Origin of the sequence: Cryobacterium sp. TMN-39-2, assembly GCF_004402745.1 — a bacterium.
In the GTDB taxonomy this organism is placed as follows: domain Bacteria; phylum Actinomycetota; class Actinomycetes; order Actinomycetales; family Microbacteriaceae; genus Cryobacterium; species Cryobacterium zongtaii.
In genome coordinates this window covers 141,926-167,503 of record NZ_SOFX01000027.1, presented here as the reverse complement: position 1 = coordinate 167,503, position 25,578 = coordinate 141,926, and the positions used below count along the sequence as shown (strand labels likewise).

The 25,578-nt window shown below is 69.1% G+C and carries 25 protein-coding genes; all 25 read left to right on the top strand.

Annotation, left to right across the window (positions count from 1 at the left end):
* Window positions 1-103 precede the first annotated feature (103 nt).
* The 25 genes from pyrR (at window position 104) to trpA (ending at window position 25,548) form a co-directional block, all read left to right on the top strand.
* On the top strand, window positions 104-649 hold the full coding sequence (pyrR, locus tag E3O57_RS08825) for a bifunctional pyr operon transcriptional regulator/uracil phosphoribosyltransferase PyrR (protein ID WP_088456286.1): 546 nt from the start codon (window positions 104-106) through the stop codon (window positions 647-649).
* Window positions 646-1,596 carry an aspartate carbamoyltransferase catalytic subunit gene (locus E3O57_RS08820; RefSeq protein ID WP_088456285.1) on the top strand — a complete coding sequence of 317 codons (951 nt, stop codon included), beginning with the start codon at window positions 646-648 and terminating at the stop codon, window positions 1,594-1,596. Before pyrR ends, E3O57_RS08820 begins: the two co-directional genes overlap by 4 nt.
* A gap of 1 nt (window position 1,597) precedes the next feature.
* A complete protein-coding gene (locus E3O57_RS08815) occupies window positions 1,598-2,944 on the top strand; it encodes a dihydroorotase (RefSeq protein WP_103479508.1) in 1,347 nt (448 codons plus the stop codon).
* The gene (locus E3O57_RS08810) at window positions 2,937-3,530 is read left to right on the top strand and encodes a hypothetical protein (protein ID WP_103479507.1); all 594 of its coding nucleotides are present in this window, start codon (window positions 2,937-2,939) and stop codon (window positions 3,528-3,530) included. The genes E3O57_RS08815 and E3O57_RS08810 overlap by 8 nt, the downstream gene beginning before the upstream one ends.
* A 3-nt stretch (window positions 3,531-3,533) precedes the next feature.
* A complete protein-coding gene (carA, locus tag E3O57_RS08805) occupies window positions 3,534-4,700 on the top strand; it encodes a glutamine-hydrolyzing carbamoyl-phosphate synthase small subunit (RefSeq protein ID WP_103479506.1) in 1,167 nt (388 codons plus the stop codon).
* A complete protein-coding gene (gene carB, locus E3O57_RS08800) occupies window positions 4,700-7,987 on the top strand; it encodes a carbamoyl-phosphate synthase large subunit (protein ID WP_088456281.1) in 3,288 nt (1,095 codons plus the stop codon). Before carA ends, carB begins: the two co-directional genes overlap by 1 nt.
* The gene (gene pyrF, locus E3O57_RS08795; RefSeq protein WP_370289945.1) at window positions 7,984-8,892 is read left to right on the top strand and encodes an orotidine-5'-phosphate decarboxylase; all 909 of its coding nucleotides are present in this window, start codon (window positions 7,984-7,986) and stop codon (window positions 8,890-8,892) included. Before carB ends, pyrF begins: the two co-directional genes overlap by 4 nt.
* Window positions 8,885-9,805 (top strand): guanylate kinase, encoded by a 921-nt coding sequence (gmk, locus tag E3O57_RS08790; RefSeq protein ID WP_103479505.1) that lies wholly within the window; start codon window positions 8,885-8,887, stop codon window positions 9,803-9,805. The genes pyrF and gmk overlap by 8 nt, the downstream gene beginning before the upstream one ends.
* Window positions 9,806-9,941: 136 nt before the next feature.
* A complete protein-coding gene (gene rpoZ, locus E3O57_RS08785) occupies window positions 9,942-10,199 on the top strand; it encodes a DNA-directed RNA polymerase subunit omega (RefSeq protein WP_066595628.1) in 258 nt (85 codons plus the stop codon).
* 30 nt (window positions 10,200-10,229) lie between these two features.
* Window positions 10,230-11,495 carry a bifunctional phosphopantothenoylcysteine decarboxylase/phosphopantothenate--cysteine ligase CoaBC gene (gene coaBC, locus E3O57_RS08780; protein WP_103479504.1) on the top strand — a complete coding sequence of 422 codons (1,266 nt, stop codon included), beginning with the start codon at window positions 10,230-10,232 and terminating at the stop codon, window positions 11,493-11,495.
* Window positions 11,496-11,604: 109 nt separating this feature from the next.
* A complete protein-coding gene (metK, locus tag E3O57_RS08775; RefSeq protein WP_088456278.1) occupies window positions 11,605-12,798 on the top strand; it encodes a methionine adenosyltransferase in 1,194 nt (397 codons plus the stop codon).
* Between the two features lie 16 nt (window positions 12,799-12,814).
* Window positions 12,815-14,905, top strand: coding sequence for a hypothetical protein (locus tag E3O57_RS08770; protein ID WP_103479503.1), 2,091 nt, complete (start codon window positions 12,815-12,817; stop codon window positions 14,903-14,905).
* Window positions 14,906-15,823: a methionyl-tRNA formyltransferase gene (gene fmt / locus E3O57_RS08765; RefSeq protein ID WP_103479502.1), complete on the top strand. Its 918-nt coding sequence runs from the start codon at window positions 14,906-14,908 to the stop codon at window positions 15,821-15,823.
* On the top strand, window positions 15,820-17,250 hold the full coding sequence (locus tag E3O57_RS08760) for an RsmB/NOP family class I SAM-dependent RNA methyltransferase (protein ID WP_103479501.1): 1,431 nt from the start codon (window positions 15,820-15,822) through the stop codon (window positions 17,248-17,250). Before fmt ends, E3O57_RS08760 begins: the two co-directional genes overlap by 4 nt.
* 74 nt (window positions 17,251-17,324) lie before the next feature.
* The gene (gene rpe, locus E3O57_RS08755; RefSeq protein WP_103479500.1) at window positions 17,325-17,990 is read left to right on the top strand and encodes a ribulose-phosphate 3-epimerase; all 666 of its coding nucleotides are present in this window, start codon (window positions 17,325-17,327) and stop codon (window positions 17,988-17,990) included.
* 25 nt (window positions 17,991-18,015) lie between these two features.
* Entirely contained in the window at window positions 18,016-18,279 is a 264-nt protein-coding gene (locus tag E3O57_RS08750) for a phosphoribosyl-ATP diphosphatase (RefSeq protein ID WP_088456273.1), read from the top strand.
* 59 nt (window positions 18,280-18,338) lie between these two features.
* Window positions 18,339-19,178, top strand: a complete 840-nt coding sequence (gene hisG / locus E3O57_RS08745) for an ATP phosphoribosyltransferase (RefSeq protein WP_088456272.1) — start codon at window positions 18,339-18,341, stop codon at window positions 19,176-19,178.
* Between the two features lie 2 nt (window positions 19,179-19,180).
* Window positions 19,181-19,945, top strand: coding sequence for an imidazole glycerol phosphate synthase subunit HisF (gene hisF / locus E3O57_RS08740; protein ID WP_103479499.1), 765 nt, complete (start codon window positions 19,181-19,183; stop codon window positions 19,943-19,945).
* The gene (gene hisI, locus E3O57_RS08735) at window positions 19,942-20,304 is read left to right on the top strand and encodes a phosphoribosyl-AMP cyclohydrolase (RefSeq protein ID WP_088456270.1); all 363 of its coding nucleotides are present in this window, start codon (window positions 19,942-19,944) and stop codon (window positions 20,302-20,304) included. The genes hisF and hisI overlap by 4 nt, the downstream gene beginning before the upstream one ends.
* Entirely contained in the window at window positions 20,301-21,824 is a 1,524-nt protein-coding gene (locus E3O57_RS08730; protein ID WP_103459829.1) for an anthranilate synthase component I, read from the top strand. Before hisI ends, E3O57_RS08730 begins: the two co-directional genes overlap by 4 nt.
* Window positions 21,825-22,436 (top strand): Trp biosynthesis-associated membrane protein, encoded by a 612-nt coding sequence (locus tag E3O57_RS08725; protein ID WP_103479498.1) that lies wholly within the window; start codon window positions 21,825-21,827, stop codon window positions 22,434-22,436.
* Between the two features lie 58 nt (window positions 22,437-22,494).
* Window positions 22,495-22,716, top strand: a complete 222-nt coding sequence (locus E3O57_RS08720) for a DUF6704 family protein (protein WP_103459827.1) — start codon at window positions 22,495-22,497, stop codon at window positions 22,714-22,716.
* Between the two features lie 4 nt (window positions 22,717-22,720).
* Window positions 22,721-23,503 carry an indole-3-glycerol phosphate synthase TrpC gene (gene trpC, locus E3O57_RS08715; RefSeq protein WP_103479497.1) on the top strand — a complete coding sequence of 261 codons (783 nt, stop codon included), beginning with the start codon at window positions 22,721-22,723 and terminating at the stop codon, window positions 23,501-23,503.
* Window positions 23,504-24,730 (top strand): tryptophan synthase subunit beta, encoded by a 1,227-nt coding sequence (gene trpB / locus E3O57_RS08710; RefSeq protein WP_088456265.1) that lies wholly within the window; start codon window positions 23,504-23,506, stop codon window positions 24,728-24,730.
* Complete coding sequence (gene trpA / locus E3O57_RS08705) at window positions 24,727-25,548, top strand: tryptophan synthase subunit alpha (RefSeq protein WP_103479496.1); 822 nt, start codon at window positions 24,727-24,729, stop codon at window positions 25,546-25,548. The genes trpB and trpA overlap by 4 nt, the downstream gene beginning before the upstream one ends.
* The last annotated feature ends 30 nt before the right edge of the window (window positions 25,549-25,578 follow it).

Here is a 25,578-nt window from a genome sequence, read left to right as displayed (position 1 = left end):
TACCACCGACACTGCCGAAGGCTCCGCGACGGGGATGCTAGGGTCTAAAGGTACTAATGACCTACTTTAAGAGCCGTCCTGTGAGACGGGAAAGGAGGTCGGTTTGACGGAGCGCACCGTGCTCACCCAGGCTGACATCACCCGAGCGTTGACTCGGATCTCGCACGAGATCCTGGAGTCCAATCGTGGAAGCGAGAACCTGGTCATTCTGGGCATCCCCACCAGGGGAGTGGCCCTCGCCCAGCGGATAGCCGAGATCATCCAGCGCATCGAACCGGCATCCGCCGCCGTGCGCGTCGGCTCTCTCGACGTGACCATGTACCGTGACGACCTCGCGCACACCCGCACCCGTACCCCCGCGCCCACCCAGGTGCCGGGCAGCATCGACGGTGCCACCGTGGTCCTGGTCGACGACGTGCTCTACTCCGGCCGCACCATCCGCGCCGCCCTGGACGCCCTCGGCGACCACGGCCGCCCCAGCGTCGTGCGGCTGGCCGTCCTGGTGGACCGCGGCCACCGCGAGCTGCCGATCCGCGCCGACTTCGTGGGCAAGAACCTGCCCAGCGCCACGCACGAACGCATCAACGTGCACGTCACCGAGGTCGACGGCGATGAGTTCGTCAGCATTGAGGGAGGAATGGAGTCATGAGGCACCTGCTCTCCACCAAGGCGCTCAGCCGCGACGAGGCCATCAGCCTGCTCGACATCGCCGAAGACATGGCCGATGTGGCCAACCGGGAGGTCAAGAAACTCCCGACCCTGCGCGGCAAGACCGTGGTGAACCTCTTCTTCGAGGACTCCACCCGCACCCGCATCTCCTTCGAGGCCGCCGCCAAGCGACTCAGCGCCGACGTGATCAACTTCAGCGCCAAGGGCTCCAGCGTCTCCAAGGGCGAAAGCCTCAAGGACACCGCCCAGACCCTCGCCGCCATGGGCGCTGACGGCGTCGTCATCCGGCACCCCGCGTCAGGAGCCCCGCAGGTGCTGGCCGGCAGCGGCTGGATCGACGCCGGCATCATCAACGCCGGCGACGGTACCCACGAACATCCCACCCAGGCCTTGCTCGACGCATTCACCATCCGCCGCCGCCTGCACGATGGGGCCTCCCGCGGCCGCGGGCTCGACGGCGTCACCGTCACCATCGTCGGCGACATCCTGCACTCCAGGGTCGCCCGCTCCAACCTGTGGCTGCTGAACACCCTCGGCGCACACGTCACCTTCATCGCCCCGCCCACCCTGGTGCCCGCCGATACGTCGGCCTGGCCGGCCGCTATCGGCTACGACCTCGACGCGGCCATCGACGCCGGCCCCGATGTGGTGATGATGCTGCGCATCCAGGCCGAGCGGATGAACGCCGCGTTCTTCCCGAACAGCCGGGAGTACTCCCGCCGCTGGGGCCTGGACGACGAGCGATTCGCCCGGCTGTCGTCGCATAGCATTGTCATGCACCCCGGACCGATGAATCGCGGCCTGGAGATCTCCTCCGCCGCGGCCGACTCCGACCGGTCCACCGTGCGCGAACAGGTCGCAAACGGGGTATCAGTGCGCATGGCCGCGCTGTACCTGTTGTTATCGGGCGACCGAGAGGATCACTGAAATGTCGAGCGAACGCTACCTTGTGCGTGGAGCACAGCTGAGCGACGGAACCACCACCGACCTGCTGCTGGCCGACGGTGTCATCACCGCGACCGGCACCCAGCTGTCGGATGCCGGCGCGACCGTCATCGACGCCGACGGGCTCCTCGCACTGCCCGGCCTGGTCGACCTGCACACGCACCTCCGCGAACCCGGCTACGAGCAGAGCGAAACCGTGCTCACCGGCAGCCAGGCGGCAGCCATCGGCGGGTTCACCACGGTATTCGCCATGGCGAACACCTCACCCGTGCAGGACACCGCCGGCGTCGTCGAGCAGGTGCTCGCGCTGGGGGAGAGCGCCGGCTACGTGACCGTGCAGCCGATCGGTGCCGTCACCGTCGGCCTGGCCGGTGAACGCCTCGCCGAACTCGGCGCCATGGCCGCAAGCCGCGCCAATGTGCGGGTCTTCTCCGACGACGGCTTCTGCGTCTCCGACCCGCTCCTGATGCGCCGGGCCCTCGAGTACGTCAAGGCCTTCGACGGTGTCGTCGCCCAGCACTCCCAGGAACCGCGCCTCACGGTTGGCGCACAAATGAACGAGGGCGCCCTCTCCAGCGAGCTCGGCCTCACCGGCTGGCCCGCCGTCGCCGAGGAATCGATCATCGCCCGCGACGTACTGTTGGCCGAACACGTGGGTTCGCGCCTGCACGTCTGCCACCTCTCCACCGCCGGTGCCGTCGACGTGGTGCGTTGGGCCAAGGCCCGCGGCATCAATGTGACCGCGGAGGTCACCCCGCACCACCTGCTGCTCACCGAGGAACTCGTGGCCGGCTACGACGCCCGCTACAAGGTGAACCCGCCGCTCCGCCGCCGCGAAGACGTCGAAGCCCTGCGCCAGGGTCTGGCCGACGGCACCATCGACATCATCGCCACCGACCACGCCCCGCACCCCGTCGAGTCCAAGGACTGTGAATGGGACGCCGCCGCCAACGGCATGGTCGGCCTCGAATCCGCCCTGTCGGTGGCCCACGCCGCCGTGGTGGAGACCGGGTTCCTCGGCTGGAGCGACCTCGTCAGGGTGATGTCGACGACCCCGGCCCGGATCGGGCGCATCCAGGGCCAGGGCCAACAGCTCGCTGTCGGCGCCCCCGCCGAACTCACCCTCTACGACCCGAGCGCCCGCCGGGTGTTCGGCCGTGAGAATCTGATCGGCAAGGGCGTCAACTCTCCCTACCTTCAGATGACGCTGCCCGGCCAGGTGCTGGCCACCTTCCACCGCGGTTATGCCACTGTGCTCGACGGCGTGCTGCAGAGTACGGCCCAGATCGAAGCCGCCCGGGGTCCGTTGGTACGGGGCGCCCATGAGTAGCCGCACGATCGCGACGATCATCACGGCGCTGGTCCTCCTCGCCGTCCTCGCCCTGATGCTGCGCTCCTGGCGTCGGCGCACCAAGCGGGATGCCGCGCTGCCCGCCGGCTACCCGCAGCCCGCCGATCGCGGCCGTGAACTGGCCTCCGCCGCAGCCCTGTACGTCGCCACCACCCCCCGCGACACACCGTTGGAACGCCTGAACATCCCCGGACTCGGCTTCCGTGCCCGCGGCGGCGTGACCGTCACCGAGGAGGGCGTGCTGCTCGAACTCGCCGGCTCGCCGGCCCTGTTCATCCCGGCGGATGCCGTGCAGCTCGTCGCCGACGCCACCGTCGCCATCGACCGGGTGGTCGAGCCTGGCGGCCTGCTGCTGCTCGGCTGGCGGCTGAACTCAGTTGGCGTTGACACCACGGACCCCGACACCCCCACCGGTGTCGACAGCTACTTCCGTTTCAGCGACCCCGTCGACCGGCGGGCCATCACCGAAGCGATCAGATCTATCACTGCAGAACCCGGCACGACAGAACCCGGCACGACAGAACCTGGCAATACAGAATTCGGCACCGAAGAAAGTGAGGTGTAGCCCGTGAGCTACCCAACAACCACACCGGCCCCGGCCGTACTCGTCCTCGAAGACGGCAGCCGATACGTGGGACGCGCCTACGGCAGCCTCGGCCAGACCCTCGGCGAGATCGTCTTCGCCACCGGCATGACCGGCTACCAGGAGACTCTCACCGACCCCTCCTACGCCGGCCAGATCGTGCTGATGACCGCGCCGCACATCGGTAACACCGGCGCCAACGACGACGACATGGAATCCTCCCGCATCTGGGTCTCCGGTTTTGTGGTGCGCGAGCCCGCCAGAATACCGTCGAACTTCCGCTCCCAGCGCACCCTCGACGCCGACCTCGAGTCGAACGGGGTCGTGGGCATCAGCGGCATCGACACCCGCGCCGTCACCCGGCACATCCGCTCGCTGGGTTCCATGCGCAGCGGCATCTTCTCCGGCGACGGCTATGAGCTCTCCGAGGGCGAACAGCTCGAACTCGTCCGCCGCGGGGCCAGCATGCGAGGCCGAAACCTGTCCGACGCTGTCTCCACCGTCGAGCCGTACTCGATTCCGGCGCAGGGCGAACGCATCGGCTCTGTCGCCGTGCTCGACCTCGGCGTCAAGACCTCTACTCTCAACTACCTCGCCGAGCGCGGCTTCGAGGTCCTGGTGCTCCCGCAGTCGATCACCGCGGAGCACGTGCTCTCGCTGAACCCGACCGCCCTGTTCTTCTCGAACGGCCCCGGTGACCCCGCCGCCAGCGACGCCCACGTGACGCTGCTGCAGGAAGTGATGCGCGCCGGCGTGCCGTACTTCGGCATCTGCTTCGGCAACCAGCTGCTGGGCCGTGCCCTCGGCTTCGGCACCTACAAGCTGCCGTTCGGCCACCGCGGCATCAACCAGCCGGTGCTCGACAAGGCCACCGGCCGGGTCGAGATCACCTCGCAGAACCACGGCTTCGCCGTGGACATGCCCATCGAGGGCATCAGCGAATCCTCGACCGGATTCGGCCGCGTGGAGGTCAGCCACTACAGCCTCAACGACCAGGTCGTCGAGGGCATCAGGTGCCTGGACATCCCGGCCTTCTCGGTGCAGTACCACCCGGAGTCCGCGGCCGGCCCGCACGACGCCAACTATCTTTTCGACAGGTTCAGGGATGTGGTGGTCGCGCACGCGGCCGCCGGAGCAGGAGACGCCAAGTAATGCCCAAGCGCGACGATATCAACAGCGTCCTCGTCATCGGAAGCGGCCCGATCGTCATCGGTCAGGCCTGCGAGTTCGACTACTCGGGTACCCAGGCCTGCCGGGTCCTCCGCGAGGAGGGCGTCCGGGTCATCCTGGTCAACTCCAATCCGGCCACCATCATGACCGACCCCGACTTCGCCGACGCGACGTACATCGAGCCGATCACCCCGGAGATCCTCGAGACCATCATCGCCAAGGAGCGTCCGGATGCGATCCTGCCGACCCTGGGCGGCCAGACGGCCCTCAACGCGGCCATCGCCCTGCACGAGCGCGGGATCCTCACCAAGTACAACGTCGAGCTCATCGGCGCCAGCTTCGAAGCGATCAACAAGGGTGAAGACCGCCAGATCTTCAAGCAGCTGGTGCTCGACGCCGGCGCTGACGTAGCCAAGTCCTACATCGCGCACACCGTGGAAGAGGCCGTCGGCTTCGCAGAGGACCTCGGCTACCCACTCGTGGTGCGCCCGTCCTTCACCATGGGCGGCCTGGGCTCCGGCTTCGCGTACACCGAAGCCGAGCTCCGCCGCATCGTCGGCGACGGCCTACACCAGAGCCCGACCACCGAGGTGCTCCTGGAGGAGTCCATCCTCGGCTGGAAGGAATACGAGCTCGAGATGATGCGCGACACCGCCGACAACACGGTGGTCGTCTGCTCGATCGAAAACGTCGACCCCGTCGGCGTGCACACCGGCGACTCCATCACCGTCGCGCCGGCGCTCACCCTCACCGACCGCGAGTACCAGAAGCTGCGCGACATCGGCATCGACATCATCCGCGCCGTCGGCGTCGACACCGGCGGCTGCAACATCCAGTTCGCCATCGACCCGGCCAACGGCCGCATCATCGTGATCGAGATGAACCCGCGGGTGTCCCGCTCCTCGGCACTGGCCAGCAAGGCCACCGGATTCCCGATCGCCAAGATCGCCGCGAAGCTGGCCCTCGGCTACCGCCTCGACGAGATCCCCAACGACATCACCAAGGTGACCCCGGCCAGCTTCGAACCCACCCTGGACTACGTCGTCGTCAAGGTGCCCAGGTTCGCGTTCGAGAAGTTCCCCAAGGCCGACCAGCGCCTGACCACCACCATGAAGTCGGTCGGTGAGGCCATGGCCATCGGCCGCAACTACGCCTCAGCCCTGCAGAAGGCGCTCCGCTCGCTCGAAAAGCGCGGCTCCTCCTTCCACTGGGGTGCGGAGACCCGCACGGTCGAGGAGCTCCTCGAAATCGCCGAGGTTCCCACCGACGGCCGCATCGTCACCGTGCAGCAGGCGCTGCGCAAGGGCGCCACCATCGAGCAGCTCTTCGCAGCCACCAAGATCGACCCGTGGTTCCTCGACCAGATCGTGCTCATCAACGAGATCGCCGATGCCGTCGCCGCCTCGGACACCCTCGACACCGAGATCTTGCGCACCGCCAAGGACCACGGCTTCTCCGACGCCCAGATCGGCGAGCTCCGCGGCTTCGGCGAAGCGGATGTGCGCAAGGTCCGGCACATCCTCGGCGTACGCCCGGTGTTCAAGACCGTCGACACCTGCGCCGGCGAGTTCCCCGCCCTCACCCCGTACCACTACTCGAGCTACGACCAGGAGACCGAGGTCGTCCCGTCCGACCGGAGGAAGGTCGTCATCCTCGGTTCCGGCCCGAACCGGATAGGCCAGGGCGTCGAGTTCGACTACTCCTGCGTGCACGCCTCGTTCGCCCTCTCCGAGGCCGGTTACGAAACCATCATGATCAACTGCAACCCGGAGACGGTCTCCACCGACTACGACACCAGCGACAGGCTCTACTTCGAACCGCTCACCCTGGAAGACGTGCTGGAGATCATCCACGCCGAAAGCCAGAGCGGCGAACTCGTCGGCGTGGTCGTGCAGCTCGGCGGCCAGACCGCCCTGGGCCTGGCCAAGGGACTGGAAGCCGCTGGCATCCCGATCCTGGGCACCTCCCCGACGGCGATCGACCTGGCCGAGGAACGTGGCCTGTTCAGCGGCATCCTCGCCGACGCCGGCCTGCTCGCGCCCCGCAACGGGGTGGCCACCGACTACAGCGGCGCCGTCGTCGTGGCCGAGGAGATCGGCTACCCGGTGCTCGTGCGCCCCAGCTACGTGCTCGGCGGCCGCGGCATGGAGATCATCTACGACAGTGCCTCCCTGGCCGACTACTTCACACGCATGCAGGGCCAGGGCATCATCGGCCCGTCGCACCCGTTGCTGGTGGACCGCTTCCTCGACGACGCCATCGAGATCGACGTCGACGCCATCTACGACGGCCACGAGCTCTACATCGGCGGCGTGATGGAACACATCGAAGAGGCCGGCGTGCACTCCGGTGACTCCAGCTGCACCCTGCCGCCGGTCACCCTCGGCCGCGCCGAGATCGACAGGGTCCGCGACGCGACCCTGGCCATCGCCCAGGGCATCGGCGTGCGCGGACTGCTGAACGTGCAGTTCGCCATCGGCGCCGGGGTGCTCTACGTGCTCGAAGCCAACCCGCGCGCGTCCCGCACCGTCCCGTTCGTCGCCAAGGCGCTCGGTATCACGCTGGCCAAGGCCGCCTCGCTGATCATGGTCGGCACCACCATCGCCGAGCTCAAGGCCAACGGCCAACTGCCGCTGATCGACGGTTCCCGAGTGCCGATGGACTCGCCGGTCGCCGTGAAGGAAGCGGTGCTGCCATTCAACAGGTTCCGCACCAAGGAAGGCCTCATCGTCGACTCGGTGCTCGGCCCGGAGATGCGTTCCACCGGAGAGGTCATGGGTATCGACCGCGACTTCCCGCGGGCGTTCGCCAAGAGCCAGCTCGCCGCCTACGGCGGAATCCCGCTCACCGGAACGGTCTTCGTGTCGGTCTCCGACCGGGACAAGCGCGCTGTGATCCTGCCGATGCTGCGCCTCTCGCAGCTGGGCTACACGATCATGGCCACCGAGGGAACCGCCGAAGTTTTGCAGCGGAACGGAATCGGGGCCACAGTGGTGGCAAAGTTCAGCGAAAAGGCCGATGAGTCCGTGGACACCGTCGTCGACCTGATCCGGCGCGAGGAGGTACAGATCGTGATCAACACACCGAACGGTCGCACCGCACGCGCCGACGGCTACGAGATCCGCGCCGCCGCTGTCGCCGGCGACCTGCCCCTGTTCACCACCATCGCGGAGCTGAGCGCCGCCGTCGCGTCGATCGACTCGATCCGTACCGGCTTCGAGGTCACCAGCCTGCAGGAGTACGCGGCGAAACGGGCGGCGGCACTGTGACTCCAGCCGGCGCAGAGATCCCAGCCGAACCCGTAGCCAGCGCCGAAGCCTTCGGTGCACGTCTGCACGGTGCCTTCGCCCGATTCGGCCGGCTCTGCGTCGGCATCGACCCGCACTCCTGGTTGCTGACCGACTGGGGCCTGCCGGACACCGCCGCAGGGGCCGAAAGCTTCGGCCGGGCTGTCGTGGCCGCCGCCGCGGGACGGGTGGGCATCGTCAAGCCCCAGGTGGCGTTCTACGAGCGGTTCGGCTCCGCCGGCTACCTGGCACTGGAACGAGTGCTCGCCGACGCGCGGGCGGAGGGCCTTCTGGTCATCGCCGACGTCAAACGCGGCGACCTGGGCACCAGTGTCGAAGCCTACGGCCAGGCCTGGCTGAGCCAGGGCTCGCCGCTCGAGGTCGACGCCATCACCGTGAACCCGTACATGGGGGTCGGCTCGCTGAACAGCACCGTGGACCTCGCCGCGGACAATCACAAGGGACTGTTCCTGCTCGCCGCGACCTCCAATCCGGAGGCCGCCCACCTGCAGCAGGCCGTGCTCGCGGACGGAGCCCACGCGGGCCGTTCCGTGGCGGCGTCGGTGCTCGACCAGGTTGCCGCCATCAACGCCGACCGCGTGCCGGCGGGTTCGTTCGGGTCGATCGGCGTGGTCCTCGGGGCCACGGTTTCGCTGGCCGACTTCGGCATCGACACCCATGCCCCGGCCGCCCCGGTCGTCACCCCGGTGCTCGCCCCGGGCTTCGGCCACCAGGGTGCGAATCCCACCGATCTGGCCGGTTTGTTTGGCGGATACGCTCAAGGCGTTATCGTGAGTGAATCGCGCAGCGTTTTATCCGCCGGTCCCGCCCGTGTGGCCGATGAGATAACCCGCCGATCAACCGAAGCTGGAGCGACCCGTGGCTGATAATCGCCCTACCCCACCCGACGTCGACCGCGTCGCGGCCTCCCGCGCCGCCGTCGCAGCCCGACGAGCCCGCGCAGCCGTGAAAGCACAGGTCGCGGCCGGTGAACGTACCTCCCTCGATGTGCTCGCCGCCGCCGTCAAGGAACCGAACGGCGTGGAGGGCCGGCTGAGGGTGACCGAGCTTCTCGTGAGCATCCCCGCCATCGGGGTGACCAAGATGCAGCGCATCATGACCCGGCTGGAGATCTCGCCGTCCAAGCGCCTGGGCGGCCTCGGCAAGCACCAGCGCGACCGGCTGCGCGACTTCCTCGCCGCCCGGCCCACCGCCCGCAGGGGTGCGCCGGACTCCAGGCTCGTGGTCCTCGCCGGACCGACCGCGGTCGGCAAAGGAACCGTTGCCGCGCACATTCGTGAGCACCACCCCGAGGTACACCTGTCGGTATCCGCGACCACCAGGGCCCCGCGTGCCGGCGAGGTCGAGGGCGTCAGCTACTTCTTCGTCGACGACGCCGAGTTCGACCGGATGATCGAGGCCGGCGAACTCCTGGAATATGCCACCGTGCACAATGCCTACCGCTACGGCACCCCGCGCGGCCCCGTCGACGCGGCCATCGCCGACGGCAACAGCGTTCTGCTCGAGATCGACATCCAGGGTGCCCGCTCGGTGCGCCGGGCGATGCCGGAGGCCCGTCTGGTCTTTCTGCTGCCACCCACCTGGGACGAACTGGTGCGCCGCCTGATCGGGCGCGGCACCGAGGATTCGGCCGAACAGGCCCGCCGGCTGGAGACCGCGAAGCTCGAATTGGCCGCCCAGGGCGAGTTCGATTACCGCGTCGTAAACAGCGACGTGGCCGAAGCGGCCGAAGAAGTCGTAGACTTGATGCAGATTCGCAAGGCATCGGCGCCGTCGTAGCGCCCGCTGTACTTGAATTCCTCGCGTCGACCAGGCGCATCAACGTGGTCAATGTCCGGTTTCCGGCCACGGAAACCAACGGAATGACCGCGCAGCCCGTACATTTTGCTTGAACAGCATGAAGGAGTGTGACAGCGTGCCCAACAAGCCCACTGGCATCATTGACCCGCCCATCGACGACCTGCTCACCAAGGTCGATTCCAAGTACGCCCTGGTGATCTTCGCCTCCAAGCGCGCCCGCCAGATCAACGACTACTACGCAGACCTTCACGAAGGCAGCCTGTTCGACAACGTCGGACCGCTCGTCGACTCCACCGTCGACGACAAGCCGCTCTCCGTGGCGCTGCGCGAAATCAACGAGGACAAGCTCACCTCGAAGCCCATCGTCGAATAACTCGACGCAGCTCTCACGTAAGCGCGCAGGATGTCGACTGGTCGCACGATAGTCGTCGGGGTAACCGGCGGCATCGCTGCCTATAAGGCCGTCAACGTCGTGCGCGCTTTTGTGCTGCTCGGGGACGACGTCCACGTCGTCGCCACGGAGGCTGCACTGCGGTTCGTCGGCAAGCCGACGCTCGAGGCGATCTCCCGCAACCCCGTGCACACCGACCTCTACGAGGGCGTTGCCGAGGTGCGTCACGTGGCCATCGGCCAGTCCGCCGACCTCATCGTGATCGCCCCTGCCACCGCCAACAGCATCGCCAAGATTGCCCTCGGCCTGGCCGACGACCTGCTGGGCAACACCATCCTCGCCAGCACCGCCCCGCTCGTGATCGCCCCCGCGATGCACACCGAGATGTGGAACAACCCCGCCACGGTGGCCAACATCGCCACGCTCCGCCGTCGGGGCGTCACCATCGTCGGACCGGGCATCGGCCGGTTGACCGGCTCCGATTCCGGGCAGGGCCGGATGGAAGACCCCGACGCCATCGTGGACGCCGCCCTCGCCGCCCTCGCCGCCCACCGCGCGGACACCCCCGCGAGTGTTCAGGTTCCGGACCTGGCCGGCCGGCACGTGCTGATCAGCGCCGGCGGCACCCGAGAACCCCTCGATCCCGTGCGCTTCCTCGGCAACCGGTCCAGCGGGCGCCAGGGCGTCGCGTTGGCCGAAGCGGCCCTGGCCAGGGGAGCCGTCGTGACCCTGGTCGCCGCGCACCTAGAGGTCGCTGCACCGTCCGGCGCTTCCGTGCACAGCGTCAGCACCACCCTGGACCTGCAGCAGGCGATGCGGGACGCCGCCGCAGCCTCCGACATCGTCATCATGGCCGCCGCCGTCGCGGACTACCGGCCCGCGGAGGTGCAGGACGGCAAGATCAAGAAGGATGTGGCGGGCGACCGGGTCACCCTCGACCTGGTGCGCAACCCCGACGTGCTCGTCGGCCTCGTGCAGGACCGGCGCCCCGGTCAGGTCATCGTGGGGTTCGCCGCCGAAACCGAAGCCGACGACACGGCGCGCCGCGAACTCGGCCGCACCAAGATCCTCCGCAAGGGCTGCGACCTCCTGGTACTCAACAGGGTCGGTTGGACGCAGGGGTTCGCCACCGAACGTAATCAAATCGAGGTCCTGGACGGCGCCGGAGATATAGTGATGGAGGCCGACGGAACGAAATTGTCGGTGGCCCACCGTATTCTCGACAGCATCCTGGGCAGCAGCATCGACGCCATCCGAGCGGACGCACCCGTCTCTTGAGTCGGTGTCGCCTGGGCCGACGTCACCCGGGCCCTGAGCGTTCAGGCATGCTCGCACCCGCACACCAATCAACCGCAGCACATTTATCCAAGAATTGAGACGAGCCCCGATGAGCGATCTTCGCCTCTTCACCTCGGAGTCGGTCACCGAAGGCCACCCGGACAAGATCTGCGACCAGATCTCCGACAGCATCCTCGACGCCCTCCTCACCGAAGACCCGCACAGCCGGGTCGCGGTGGAGACTCTCGTCACCACCGGCCTCGTTCACGTGGCCGGTGAGGTCACCACGGCAGGCTACGTCGAGATCCCGTCGATCGTGCGCAAGTGCATCACCGACATCGGCTACGACTCCTCCGACGTCTGGTTCGACGGCCGCTCCTGCGGTGTCGAGATCTCCATCGGCGGGCAGTCTCCCGACATCGCCCAGGGTGTCGACGACGCCTACGAAAGCCGGGAGCAGGACAGCCTGGACGACTACGACCGCCAGGGCGCCGGCGACCAGGGCATCATGTTCGGTTACGCCACCCGCGAGACCCCCGAGCTGATGCCGATCCCGATCTGGATCGCGCACCGCATGGCCGAACGCCTCGCCGAGGTCCGCAAATCCGGAGAACTGAGTTACCTCCGGCCCGACGGCAAGACCCAGGTCACCATCGGCTACGACGGTATCGTTCCCCGCACCGTCGAAACCGTCGTGCTCTCCACCCAACACTCCCCGTCAGTGCGCACGGAGCAGCTGCGCGCCGAGATCGCCGAACTCGTCATCAAGCCAGTGCTCGAGCGCGTCGACCTCGACGCGAGCAATCTGCGCACCCTGGTGAACCCCACCGGCCGGTTCGAAATCGGCGGCCCCCAGGGCGACGCCGGACTCACGGGACGCAAGATCATCATCGACACCTACGGCGGATCCAGCCGGCACGGTGGCGGTGCGTTCAGCGGCAAGGACCCGTCCAAGGTCGACCGCTCCGCCGCATACGCCATGCGCTGGGTCGCCAAGAACGCCGTCGCCGCCGGACTGGCCGAGCGACTCGAGATCCAGGTGGCGTACGCCATCGGCACCGCCTCCCCGGTGGGCCTCTACGTGGAAACCTTCGGCACCGGCGCCCTGCCGGACAAGGACATCACCGCCGCCATCCGCGAGGTCTTCGACCTGCGACCCGCCGCGATCATCCACGACCTGGACCTGCTGCGGCCGATCTACGCCCAGACCGCGACCTACGGCCACTTCGGCCGCGAACTGCCCGACTTCACCTGGGAACGACTCGACAGGGTTGATGACCTGAGAAGCGCAGCCGGACTCTGAAGCCTGGAGGCCGCAGATGACCCGCACCGGCCTCATCGCGAGGGTGCTGATCGACTCGCCCCTGCCGCAGCTGGACCATCTCTTTGATTACGCCATTCCCGACGAGCTGGCGCACCTCGCCCAGCCCGGGGTGCGGGTGCGGGTTCCGTTGCGCTCGGCGAACCGAGTGGCCGACGGCTACCTGATCGAGCTGATCGACCCTAAGCAGGCCGCGGCGACGGTCGCTCCGACCGAGGGGGCGACCCTGGACGGCATCGGCGGCGCCGACACCGGCTACAGCGGCAAGCTCAGCCCGGTCGACTCGATAGTGTCCGCCGTACCCGTGCTCACCGAGCCCGTCTGGCAGCTCGCCCGGCGCCTGGCCGACCGGGCGGCCGGCAACGCGAGCGACATCGTGCGCCTGGCCGTGCCGCCCCGCGCCGTGCGGGTGGAAAAGGCCTGGCTCGCCGCACGGGACGCCACACCCGATGCGCCGGCCACGAATCCGGCCGACCCGCTGGCCGAACCCGGTTTCGCCGAATACCCGCCGGAAACACTCGGCACCATCGTGGCCGACCGGCTGCGCGTCTGCGTCGCCGCGGTGCCCAGCCTGGTGCGTCTGCCCGGCCCGGACGACGGCGGCAGCACCGTGGGTACCTGGGCGATCACCATGGCAGAACTTGCCGTATCGGCGCTGCGCCAGGGCAAGAGCAGCATCCTGGTGGTGCCGGACTATCGCGACCAGGACCAGCTTCAGGCCGCTTTGACGACGCTGGCGCCCGCGGACGACGTCGTCCGCGTCGACGCCAGGCAGAGCAATCCGGACCGCTACCGCGGTTTCCTCACCCTCCTCGAGGGCCGGCCGCGGATCATCCTCGGCAACCGGTCCGCGGTGTATGCCCCCGCGCACGACCTCGGCCTGATCGTGCTGTGGGACGACGGCGACCCGCTCTACGGCGAACAGCTCAGTCCCTACGTGCACGCCCGCGACGCCGCCCTGATCCGCCGGGAGGCCGCCGACTGCGCGCTGGTCTTCATCGGCCACTCGCGCAGCGTGGAGACCGAACGACTGGTCGAGATCGGTTGGTTGCGCGCCGTGCACCCCACCCGTGACAGCCACCCCCGGGTGATCCCCACCACCTTCCAGTCCGAACCCGACGCACAGGCCAGGGCCGCCCGCATCCCGTCAGCGGCGTGGCTCGCCGCGAAGGAGGCCGTGCGGAACGGACCCGTGCTGGTGCAGGTCGCCAGTCCCGGCTACGCACCGATGCTGGCCTGCCGCTCCTGCGGAAAAGCCGCCCGATGCACTCAGTGCCAGGGACCGCTGGCCCTCGCCAATGCCAACGCCACACCCGCCTGCCGCTGGTGCGGCCACCTCGCCGCCGGCTGGCACTGCTCGCACTGCGAGGCCACCACCCTGCGCGTGGTCACCGTCGGTACCGGCCGCACCGCCGAGGAGCTCGGCCGGGCCTTCCCGGGCTCCCGGGTTATCGTCGCCGACGGCGAGCACACCGTGCAGACCATCGGGCCCGAGCCCGCCCTGGTGATCGCCACCCGCGGCGCCGAGCCGATACCCCGCAACGGCTACAGCGCCATCCTGCTGCTCGACGGCGAACGGATGCTCGCCCGCGAGTCGCTGCGGGTGGGGGAGGACTGCCTGCGCTGGTGGGCCAACGCCGCCGCGCTGGCCGCTCCCGGCGCCTCAGTGATGCTCGCCGGAGTGGGCGGGGCCCTCGCCCACGCCCTGAACACCTGGCAGCCAGGTCCTTACGCCGCCGCCGAACTCGCCGACCGCCGCCAGCTACGCTTCCCGCCTGCGGTGCGGGTGGCCTCCGTCACCGGAACCACCGCGGAGGTCGAGACGGCCATCGAGTCGCTGGCCGAGCTGCCCGGTCTCGACGTGCTCGGCCCGGTCAGCCACGACCCCGCCGGCCCCGCCCAGAAGACCGGCGGGCCCGCGCTGGTGCGCGCCATCGTGCGGTTCGGCTACCCGCTCGGCGACGAGGTCGCCCGCACCCTCAAAGCCGCCATCGTGCGCAACGCGGCCAGCCGACGCAAGCCCAAGGGCGCCGCGTTCCGCCCTGCACCTACACTCAAAGTACGATTCGACGACCCGGAGCTGCTGTAAATGAAACTCGTCTTCGCCGGGACCCCACAGGTTGCCGTGCCCAGCCTGACCCTCCTGGCCTCCTCTGACCATGAGATCGCCGCCGTGGTGACCCGCCCGGATGCCGCCCTCGGTCGCAAACGCGTGCTCACACCGTCACCGGTGGCCGCTGCCGCTGACACCCTCGGCCTGCCCGTCATCAAGGCCAACCGGCTCGACGCCGACGCGACCGCGGCCATCACCGCCCTGAACGCCGACCTCGGCGTCATCGTGGCCTACGGCGGCCTGGTGCGCGAGCCCCTGCTCTCCGCGCCCCGCCTGGGCTGGATCAACCTGCACTTCTCCCTGTTGCCCCGCTGGCGCGGTGCGGCGCCCGTGCAACGCGCGATCATGGCCGGAGACGCCGAGTCCGGCGCCGCCGTGTTCCAGCTCGTCGCCGACCTCGACGCCGGAGCCGTCTTCGCCGAGCTCAGGGTGCCCATCGGCCGGCACGCCACCGCGGGCACCCTGCTGGAGAGCCTCAGCCACAGCGGTGCCGAACTGCTCCGACGCGTCGTCGACGACCTCGCAGCCGGCAGCATCCGGGCCGTCGAACAGAGCGGCGAGGTCACCCTCGCCCCCAAGCTCAACCTCGCCGACGCGCGGGTGGACTGGACGCTGCCCGGTGAGAGGGTCCACGCCATCATCCGCGGCGTCACCCCCGAACCCGGCGCATTCACCGAGATCGACGGCGCCAGACTCAAACTCCACGACGTGGCCCCGGCACACGGCCAACCCGGCCTCAGCCCCGGCCACATCACCCTCCACGACAAACGCGTTCTGATCGGCACCGGCACGGAGCCGCTCGAACTCATCACCGTACAACCGGCAGGAAAAACCCCAATGAAAGCACTTGACTGGTGGCGCGGAGTGGCAGCATCCGAGGTGATCGCCTCATGAGCGACCGCCGGGGCGACTCCCGCCCGAACGCTGCCCGCACGAGCGCTGCACGTCCAAGTTACGTCGTGCAGCCCGCCCGCCGGGTCGCCTACGAGGTGATCGCGGCCGTCCGCGAATCCGACGCGTACGCGAACCTGTTGCTGCCCACCCGCATCCAGCGGGCGGCGCTCAACACGGCGGACGCCGCGCTGGCCACCGAGCTCACCTACGGCACCCTGCGCATGCAGGGCTTCTACGACAGGGTCATCGCCGAGGCCGCCGGCCGGCCCGTCACGGCCATCGACCCGGCCATCCTCGACGTGCTCAGGCTCGGCGCGCACCAACTGCTGGCCACCCGCGTCGCCACCCACGCTGCCGTCAACGAATCCGTCGAACTGGCCCGCCAGGTGGGCTCACGCTCCGCGACGGGCTTCACCAACGGTGTGCTGCGCGCGATCGCCCGGGTCAGCGCCGACGAGTGGCGCGAACGCATCCTCGCCGACACCACGTCGCCGGACGACACCCTCGCGGCCCTGTACTCACACCCGGTCTGGGTGGTGCGGGCGTTCCGACAATCCCTGCGCCAAGAGGGTCGCGAAGCTGAACTCGAAGAGCTCCTCGCCGCCGACAACGCCGCACCGCGGGTCAACATGGTGGCGCTACCCGGCCTCGCCGGGGACACCGCCGAGCTGGGTGACCCCAACGCCTTCTCGCCCACGGGCTTCGTGCTCGCCGGGGGAGACCCGCACCACCTGATGAAGGACAGCAACGGTCGCCTGCGGGTGCAGGACGAGGGCTCCCAGCTCGCCGCCCTCGCCCTCAGCCGCGCCCGCCCGGTCGTGGAGGGCGAGCGCTGGCTCGACCTGTGCGCCGGACCCGGCGGCAAGGCTGCCCTGCTCGCCGCGGAGGCCCTGAACGGCGGCGCCAGCCTCGTCGCCAACGAGGTCGTCCCGGCTAGGGCACAGCTGGTGCGGGCGGCGCTGGCCGCTGTTCCCGCCGACGTGCCCGTGTGGGAGATGGACGGCACCTGGGTCGGCGAGGACCAGCCGCAGGTCTTCGACCGAATCCTGCTCGACGCCCCCTGCACCGGGCTCGGCGCCCTGCGCCGGCGCCCCGAGGCGCGCTGGCGGAAGCAGCCCAAGGATGTCGCGGAGCTCTCCGACCTGCAGTCCGCCCTGATCCACGCGGCGCTCGGCGCCCTCAAGCCCGGCGGCATCCTGGCCTACGTCACCTGCTCGCCGCACATCGCCGAGACCCGGGGGATCGTGGCGACCGCCCGCAAGGCCTGGGGCGACAAGATCGCGCCGATGGACACGGCCGCGGTGTTGCAGGGCCTGGCCGTGCAGCCGCTGGACCTGGCCGGCGACCCCGGCAGCGTGCAGCTCTGGCCGCACCGGCACGGCACCGACGCGATGTTCATCACCCTGCTGCAGCTGCAGCCGGACTGACGGGCCGCACTGAGCCGCCGCACCGAGCCGCCGCACCGAGCGGCCCGCCGGCGGCGATTCGGTAGGGTGAAACCATGGTTACCCGGATCAACCCGAGCATTCTCGCCGCAGACTTCGCCAACCTGGAGAGGGAATTCGGCCGCATCAGCACCGCCGACCTCGCCCACGTCGACGTCATGGACAACCACTTCGTGCCGAACCTCACCCTCGGCCTGCCCGTCGTGGAACGCCTCCTGCAGGTGTCCCCGATCCCGTTGGACATCCACCTGATGATCGACGAGCCCGACCGCTGGGCGCCCGCATACGCCGAGGCCGGCGCCTACTCGGTGACCTTCCACGCCGAAGCGGCCACGGATGCCGTCGCCCTGGCCCGGCGCCTGCGCGCTATCGGCGCCAGGGCCGGCATCGCCCTCAAGCCCGGCACCCCGGTCGAGCCCTACCTCGACCTGCTCGACGAGTTCGACCAGGTGCTGGTCATGACGGTCGAGCCGGGCTTCGGCGGGCAGAGCTTCATGGCGTCGACAATGCCCAAGCTCAGCCTCCTGGCCGACGTCGTGCGGCAGCGGGGCCTCGACGTCTGGCTGCAGGTCGACGGTGGCATCACCGAGGACACCATCGCACAGGCCGCCGCGGCCGGCGCCAACACCTTCGTGGCCGGATCCAGCGTCTTCAACGGCGACCCGGCCGGGCAGATCGCCCGGCTCCGCTCGGCCGCCGAGCTGCACGCGCACGCGCACTAGCGTGCCGGACCGGTAACCTGTAGAGGTGAAAACATTCGACGACCTGTTCGCTGAGCTGAGCCAGAAGGCTCTTGACCGCCCGATTGGGTCCGGTACCGTCCGTGAACTTGACGCCGGGGTGCATGCCATCGGCAAGAAGATCGTCGAAGAGGCCGCAGAAGTCTGGATGGCCGCCGAGTACCAGAGCGACACCGAAACCGCTGAAGAGATATCGCAGCTGATCTACCACCTGCAGGTCCTGATGGTGGCGAAGGGGCTTTCCCCCGAGGACGTCTACCGACATCTGTGATGTCGTCACCTCGCGAAACCCACCCGCCTTTGGCAAGACCCACCTTTGGAAAGATTGACATGTTGAGAATCGCTGTGCCCAACAAGGGCTCGCTCGCCGAGACCGCCGCCCAGATGCTGTCGGAGGCCGGCTACAACGGCCGCCGCGACCCGCGCGACCTGGTCGTGGCCGACCCGCACAACGACGTGGAGTTCTTCTACCTGCGTCCCCGCGACATCGCCACCTACGTCGGCAGCGGCGCGCTGGACGTCGGCATCACCGGCCGTGACCTGCTGCTGGACTCCCGTTCGACCGCCGGCGAAATCGCCAGCCTCGACTTCGGTGATTCCACCTTCCGCTTCGCCGGGCCCGCCGGCCGCTTCAGCGAGCTCACCGACCTCGAGGGCCTCAGGGTAGCGACGAGTTACCCCGGCCTGGTCGGCACCTTCCTGGCCGGTCACGGCGTAACCGTCGACCTGGTCACCCTCGACGGCGCCGTCGAATCCGCCGTTCAGCTCGGCGTGGCGGATGCCGTCGCCGACGTCGTCTCCACCGGCTCCACCCTGCGGAAAGCCGGCCTGCAGATCTTCGGCCCGGTCATCCTCGAGTCGACCGCGGTGCTCATCACCTCCGAGAACGAGCACGCGGGCATCAACACCCTGCTGCGTCGCCTGCAGGGCGTGCTCGTGGCCCGCCAGTACGTGCTCGTGGACTACGACGTGCACGTGGACAACCTCGACGCCGCCTGCCAGGCCGCGTCCGGAATCGAGTCGCCCACGATCTCGTCACTGCGCGACCCGAACTGGGTGGCCGTACGGGTGATGATCCCGCGGCTGGACACCAACAGCGTGATGGACCGGCTCTACGAGCTCGGCGCCCGCGCCATCCTCGTCACCTCGATCCACAACGCCCGGTTGTAACCATGGGCCTCGCCGTTCGAGTGATCCCGTGCCTCGACGTGGCCAACGGCCGCGTCGTCAAGGGTGTCAACTTCCAGAACCTGCGCGATGCCGGTGACCCCGTCGAACTCGCCAAGCGGTACTACGAGCAGGGAGCGGACGAACTCACCTTCCTCGACGTGACAGCCACCGTCGACGACCGCTCGACGACCTATGACGTGGTGCGGGCCACAGCCGAGCAGGTCTTCATCCCGCTCACCGTCGGCGGCGGCATCCGAAGCGTCGACGACGTGTCCAGGCTGCAGGCCAGCGGCGCAGACAAGGTGGGCGTGAACAGCGCCGCCATCCTGCGGCCGGCGCTGATCTCCGAGATCGCCGACACGTACGGCGCCCAGGTGCTGGTGCTCTCCCTCGACGTTAAACGCAGCCAGCGCATGCCCTCCGGTTTTGTGGTCACCACGCACGGCGGCCGCACCGAAACCGACCTGGACGCCCTCGCCTGGGCCCGCCAGGCGATCGAACTGGGAGCCGGCGAACTGCTGGTGAACAGCATCGACGCCGACGGCACCAAGGCCGGCTTCGACCTCGAACTGATCACGATCATGCGCGAGCTCAGCACCGTCCCGGTGATCGCGTCCGGGGGAGCGGGCCTTCTCGAGCACTTCCCGCCGGCGATCACGGCGGGAGCCGACGCCGTGCTGGCCGCCTCCGTCTTCCACAGCGGAGACCTGACGATTGGCGACGTCAAGCGTGAGCTTGCCGACGCCGGAATGGTGGTGCGCCGATGAACGTCGACGCCGCTCTGGACTCCGCCCGCTTCGACGCCACCGGGCTGCTGCCCGCCGTGATCCAGCAGTGGGACAGCGCCGAGGTGCTGATGCTGGGCTGGATGGATCGTGAGGCCCTCCGACGCACCCTCACCGAGGGACGCGTCACCTTCTGGTCCCGCAGCCGGCAGGAGTACTGGCGCAAGGGCGACACCTCCGGCCACGCCCAGTTCGTGCGTTCAGCGGCCCTGGACTGCGACGCCGACACCCTCGTCGTGCAGGTCGAGCAGATCGGCGCGGCCTGCCACACCGGCACGCACACCTGCTTCGACGGTCGTGGCATCGACGTGACCGGGATCCTCCCCGAGGCTCAGCGATGAGCGCCGGCTCGACCACGCTGGAAACCTTCGCCGGCCTGCTCGGCGAGCACCGGGTGATCCCGGTGATCCGGGAGCTCTTCGCCGACGGCGAGACGCCGGTGGGCATCTACCGCAAACTCGCCAACGGCACCGCGGGCAGTTTCCTGCTCGAATCCGCCGAACAGGGCGGCATCTGGTCGCGGTTCTCGTTCGTCGGGGTGTCCTCCTTCGGTGTGCTCACCCAGTCCGGCGACGACACCGCCTGGCTCGACTACGGTGTCTCCGCCGAGCGGGCCTTCGGCGGCGCCACCGACCTGGCGCCGCTCAACGCGCTCGCCTACCTCTACGAGCGCTGGCAGACGCCGCGGCTGCCCGAGCACCCGCCGCTGACCGGCGGCCTGGTCGGCTTCATCGGTTGGGAGGCCATCCGCCAGATCGAGCGACTGCCCAACCGTCCGCCGGCGGACTACGACGTGCCCGGCCAGGCGTTCAGCTTCGTGGCCGACCTCGTCGTGATCGACCACAAGTACGGCACCGTGCAGCTCATCGCCAACGTGCTCAACGACGGCACCGACCCCACGGATGCCCTGTGGCCGGCCGCCCAGGCGCGCCTGGACGCCCTGCAGACCCGGCTCACCCAGCCGGCCGAGGTCTTCGTGTCCGAGGTCGACCTATCCACCCCGGCCGCCCCGCAGCACCGCACCGAGCGAGCGGATTTCCTCGCCGCTGTCGGCACGTCCAAACAACACATCGTCGACGGCGACGTGTTCCAGGTCGTCATCTCGCAGCGCTTCGATCAGGAATGCACCGCGGACCCGATCGACGTCTACAGGGTGCTCCGCAGCCTCAACCCCAGCCCGTACATGTACCTGCTCAGCCTCGAGTCCACCAGCGGCGAGCCGTATTCGATCGTCGGGTCCTCACCGGAGGCGCTGGTGAAGGTCGCGAACACCCGGGTCTTCACCCATCCCATCGCCGGGTCCAAGCCCCGCGGCGCGACACCGGAGGCCGACGCCGACTTCGAAACCGAGCTCGCCGGCGACCCCAAGGAGCGCGCCGAGCACCTCATGCTCGTCGATCTGGCGCGCAACGACCTGCTCAAGGTCTGCCGCGCCGGATCGGTGGAGGTGACGGAATTCATGCGCATCGAACGGTTCAGCCACATCATGCACCTGGTCTCCTCGGTCGAGGGGGACCTACTGCCGGAGATGACCGCGATCGACGTCTTCAGGGCCACGTTCCCGGCCGGCACCCTCTCCGGTGCGCCAAAGCCACGGGCGCTGGAGATCATCGACTCCCTCGAACCAGCCCAGCGCGGCGTGTACGGCGGGGTGGTGGGCTACTTCGGTTTCGCCGGCGACGCCGACCTGGCCATCGCCATCCGCACCGCGACGATCATGAACGGTGTCGCGTATGTGCAGGCCGGCGGTGGGCTCGTCGCCGACTCCGATCCGGCGTCGGAGTTCCAGGAATCCCAGAACAAGGCCGCGGCCCCGCTCCGCGCCGTCGCCGTGGCCAACGCGATGACCCGGGTGTACTGAATGACGCCGCCGCGCCGCATCAAGCCGACCCTGATCCTGGCCGTAATAGCCGCGAGCGGGCTCGCCCTGCTGGCCTGGACCCAGGTCTGGGTGACCGTGCGGCTCGCCGCGGACGGCACCACCCAGCAGGTCCTCGACGTCACCGGCAGCATCGCGGCGCCGGGCCTGACCGCCCTTGCCCTGGCCGGGCTCGCCCTGGCCGGGGCGCTCACCATCGCCGGCGTGGTCATCCGCACCATCCTGGGCCTGCTCGAAGCGCTCCTCGGAGTCAGCGTCATCCTCTCCGCCGCGCTGGCCCTGGCCGACCCTATCGGCGCGAGCGCCGCAGCTGTCACCACCGCCACGGGCCTCGCCGGCGTCGACTCCACCCGCTCGGCGGTGAGCATCGCCGAGCTGACCTTCTGGCCGTTCCTGGCCCTCGCCGCCGGCATCCTGATGCTCATCGTCGGCCTCGTCGTGTGCGTCACCGCCCGGCGTTGGCCCGGCCCGACCACGCGCTACGAGAGCACCCGCCTGGAACCGGAGACGGATGCCACGACCGGCCAGGGGCGCCCCCGTGACGCCGTCGACGACTGGGACGGCCTCACCAGGGGCGACGACCCCACCGTCTGACCTGACTAACCCGGCAAGCTAGAATTGTCCCGCACGCCCACTGACCTTTAGGAGAACCATGAGCTTCGAGTCGGCAGACCCCGGCCACGGCCATTCGACGGCGGCCTGGACCGCAGTCACCATCATGCTGATCGCTTTCGGCATCGGCACCGTCGCGTTCTTTTTCGAGGTCGTCTGGCTCGTCTGGGCATCGGCCGTCCTCCTACTCCTCGGCCTCGTCGCCGGCTGGATCATGGCCAAGGCGGGCTACGGCGCGGCGTCGGTCGACGGAAGCCACTGACACAGTGCCCTCCGACCTCCTCGCAGAACTTCTCACCGGTTCGCTCGCCGACGCCGAGACCCGCAGGCTGGACCGCCCCCTGGCGACCGTAGAGGCCGAGGCGCTCGCCCAGGCTCCGGCCCTCGACGCGTTACACGCTCTCGCACCGTCCGACCGGGTGAAGATCATCGCCGAGGTCAAACGCGCCAGCCCGTCCCGCGGCCCCCTGGCCGAGATCACCGACCCGGCCGCACTGGCCGTATCCTATGAGTTCGGTGGCGCCAGCGCCATCAGCGTGCTCACCGAGGGTCGCCGGTTCCTCGGCTCGTTGGCCGACCTGGAACAGGTCAAGTCGTCCGTGTCGATTCCCGTGCTGCGCAAGGACTTCATCGGCACCGCGTACCAGGTTCTCGAAGCGCGCGCGGCGGGAGCTGACCTCGTGCTGCTCATCGTCGCAGCCCTGGACCAGACCACCCTGGGCGCCCTGCACAGCCTGGTGCTCGAACTGGGCATGACCCCGCTGGTCGAGACGCACAGCGCGGACGAGGTCGAGCGGGCGTTGGACGTCGGCGCCAACCTCGTCGGCGTGAACGCCAGAAACCTCAGCACCTTCGAACTCGACCAGAACCTCTTCGCGAGCCTGGCCGACCGCATCCCCGCCGGCGTCGTCCGCGTGGCGGAGTCCGCGGTCAAGACCGCCGCCGACGTGGCGCACTACCGCGCCGCGGGCGCCGACGTCGTGCTGGTCGGTGAAGCCCTCGTCACCAGCGATCCCATTCTCACCCTCAACGAATTCCTGGCGGTATAGATGTCCAGCGCAAATCCTTCCCTCCGCGCCCAGTCCGGCCCCTACTTCGGCGATTTCGGCGGCAGGTTCGTGCCGGAGTCCCTGGTGGCCGCCCTCGATGAGCTCTCGGCCGAGTACGCCCTCGCCAAGGCCGACCCGGCCTTCGCCGCCGAATTGTCCGAGCTGCACCGCAGCTACACCGGCCGGCCGTCGCTGATCACCGAGGTGCCCCGATTCGCCGCACACGGCGGCGGTGCCCGCATCATCCTCAAGCGCGAGGACCTCAACCACACCGGCTCCCACAAGATCAACAACGTTCTCGGCCAGGTGCTGCTCACCAAGCGCATCGGCAAGAAGCGGGTGATCGCCGAAACCGGCGCCGGTCAGCACGGCGTCGCCACGGCGACCGCCGCCGCCCTCTTCGGGCTGGACTGCGTGGTCTACATGGGTGAGGTCGACACGGAGCGCCAGGCGCTCAACGTCGCCCGAATGCGTCTGCTCGGCGCCGAGGTCGTCTCGGTGAAGACAGGCTCCCGCACCCTGAAGGACGCCATCAACGACGCGATGCGTGACTGGGTCACCAACGTGGAGACCACCAACTACGTCTTCGGCACCGTTGCCGGCCCGCACCCGTTCCCCGCCATGGTGCGGGACTTCCAGAAGATCATCGGTGAAGAGGCCAGGCAGCAGGTGCTCGACCTCACCGGGCGGCTGCCCGACGCCGTCACCGCCTGCGTCGGGGGCGGTTCCAACGCCATGGGCATCTTCCACGCGTTCCTCGACGACCCCGAGGTAGCACTGTACGGCTACGAGGCCGGCGGCGAAGGCATCGAGGGCCTGCGGCACGCCGCGACCCTCACCAAAGGCCGCCCCGGCGTGTTGCACGGCGCGCGCAGCATGATGCTGCAGGACGAAGACGGCCAGACCGTCGAGTCCCACTCGATTTCCGCCGGCCTCGACTACCCGGGCGTCGGTCCCGAGCACGCCTGGTTGGCCAGCATCGGCCGGGCCAGCTACCTGCCCGTCACCGACGCCGAGGCCATGGACTCACTGCGCCTACTCAGCCGCACCGAGGGCATCATTCCCGCCATCGAATCGGCGCACGCCCTGGCAGGGACCCTGGAGCTGGGCAAACAGCTCGGCCCGGATTCGATCATCCTGGTCAACCTTTCGGGTCGCGGCGACAAGGACATGGAAACCGCCGGCCGCTACTTCGACCTTCTCGACGCTGGAGCGCAGCAACTGTGACGAACGCAAGTACCGGTTACACAAGCACCGTCGAGACCACGATCGCCGCGCGCCGGGCCGCCGGGGGCGGCGCCCTGATCGGGTACCTGCCGGTCGGCTTCCCCACCCTGACCGAGAGCATCGACGCCGCCGTCGCGATTGCCACGAGCGGGGTCGATATCCTCGAACTCGGTCTGCCGTACTCCGACCCCGTCATGGACGGCCCGGTCATCCAGGCGGCCACCCAGCAGGCCCTGGCCAACGGTTTCCGCCTGCGGCACGGGTTCGAGGCCGTCGCCGCGATCACAGGCCAGGTCGACACCCCGGTGCTGATGATGACCTACTGGAACCCCGTGCTGCAGTACGGCGTCGACAGGTTCGCCGACGACCTGGCCGCCGCCGGGGGAGCCGGGCTGATCACGCCGGACCTGATTCCCGACGACGCTCAGACCTGGCTGGATGCCAGTGAGCGCGCCGGCCTCGACAGGGTCTTCCTGGCCGCCCCCTCGTCCTCGGACGAGCGACTGGTGCAGGCCGTCACCCGAAGCCGCGGATTCGTCTACGCGGTCTCCACCATGGGCATCACCGGAGCCCGGTCCGATGTGGACTCGGCTGCCCGGGTACTCGTCACCCGCCTGCGGGAAGCCGGCTCCGTCAACGCCTGCGTCGGCCTGGGAATCTCCACCCCCGCCCAGGTGCGCGAGGTGCTGGAGTACGCCGACGGCGCCATCGTCGGCTCCGCGCTGGTGAAGGCACTGTCCGTCGGGGGAGTCGACGCCGTCGCAACCCTCGCGGCGGAACTGGCCGCCGGCGCCCGCGACATCCGCGCCGCCGTCTAGCGTTGCCGTCCAACCCTGTTGTCTGACCCC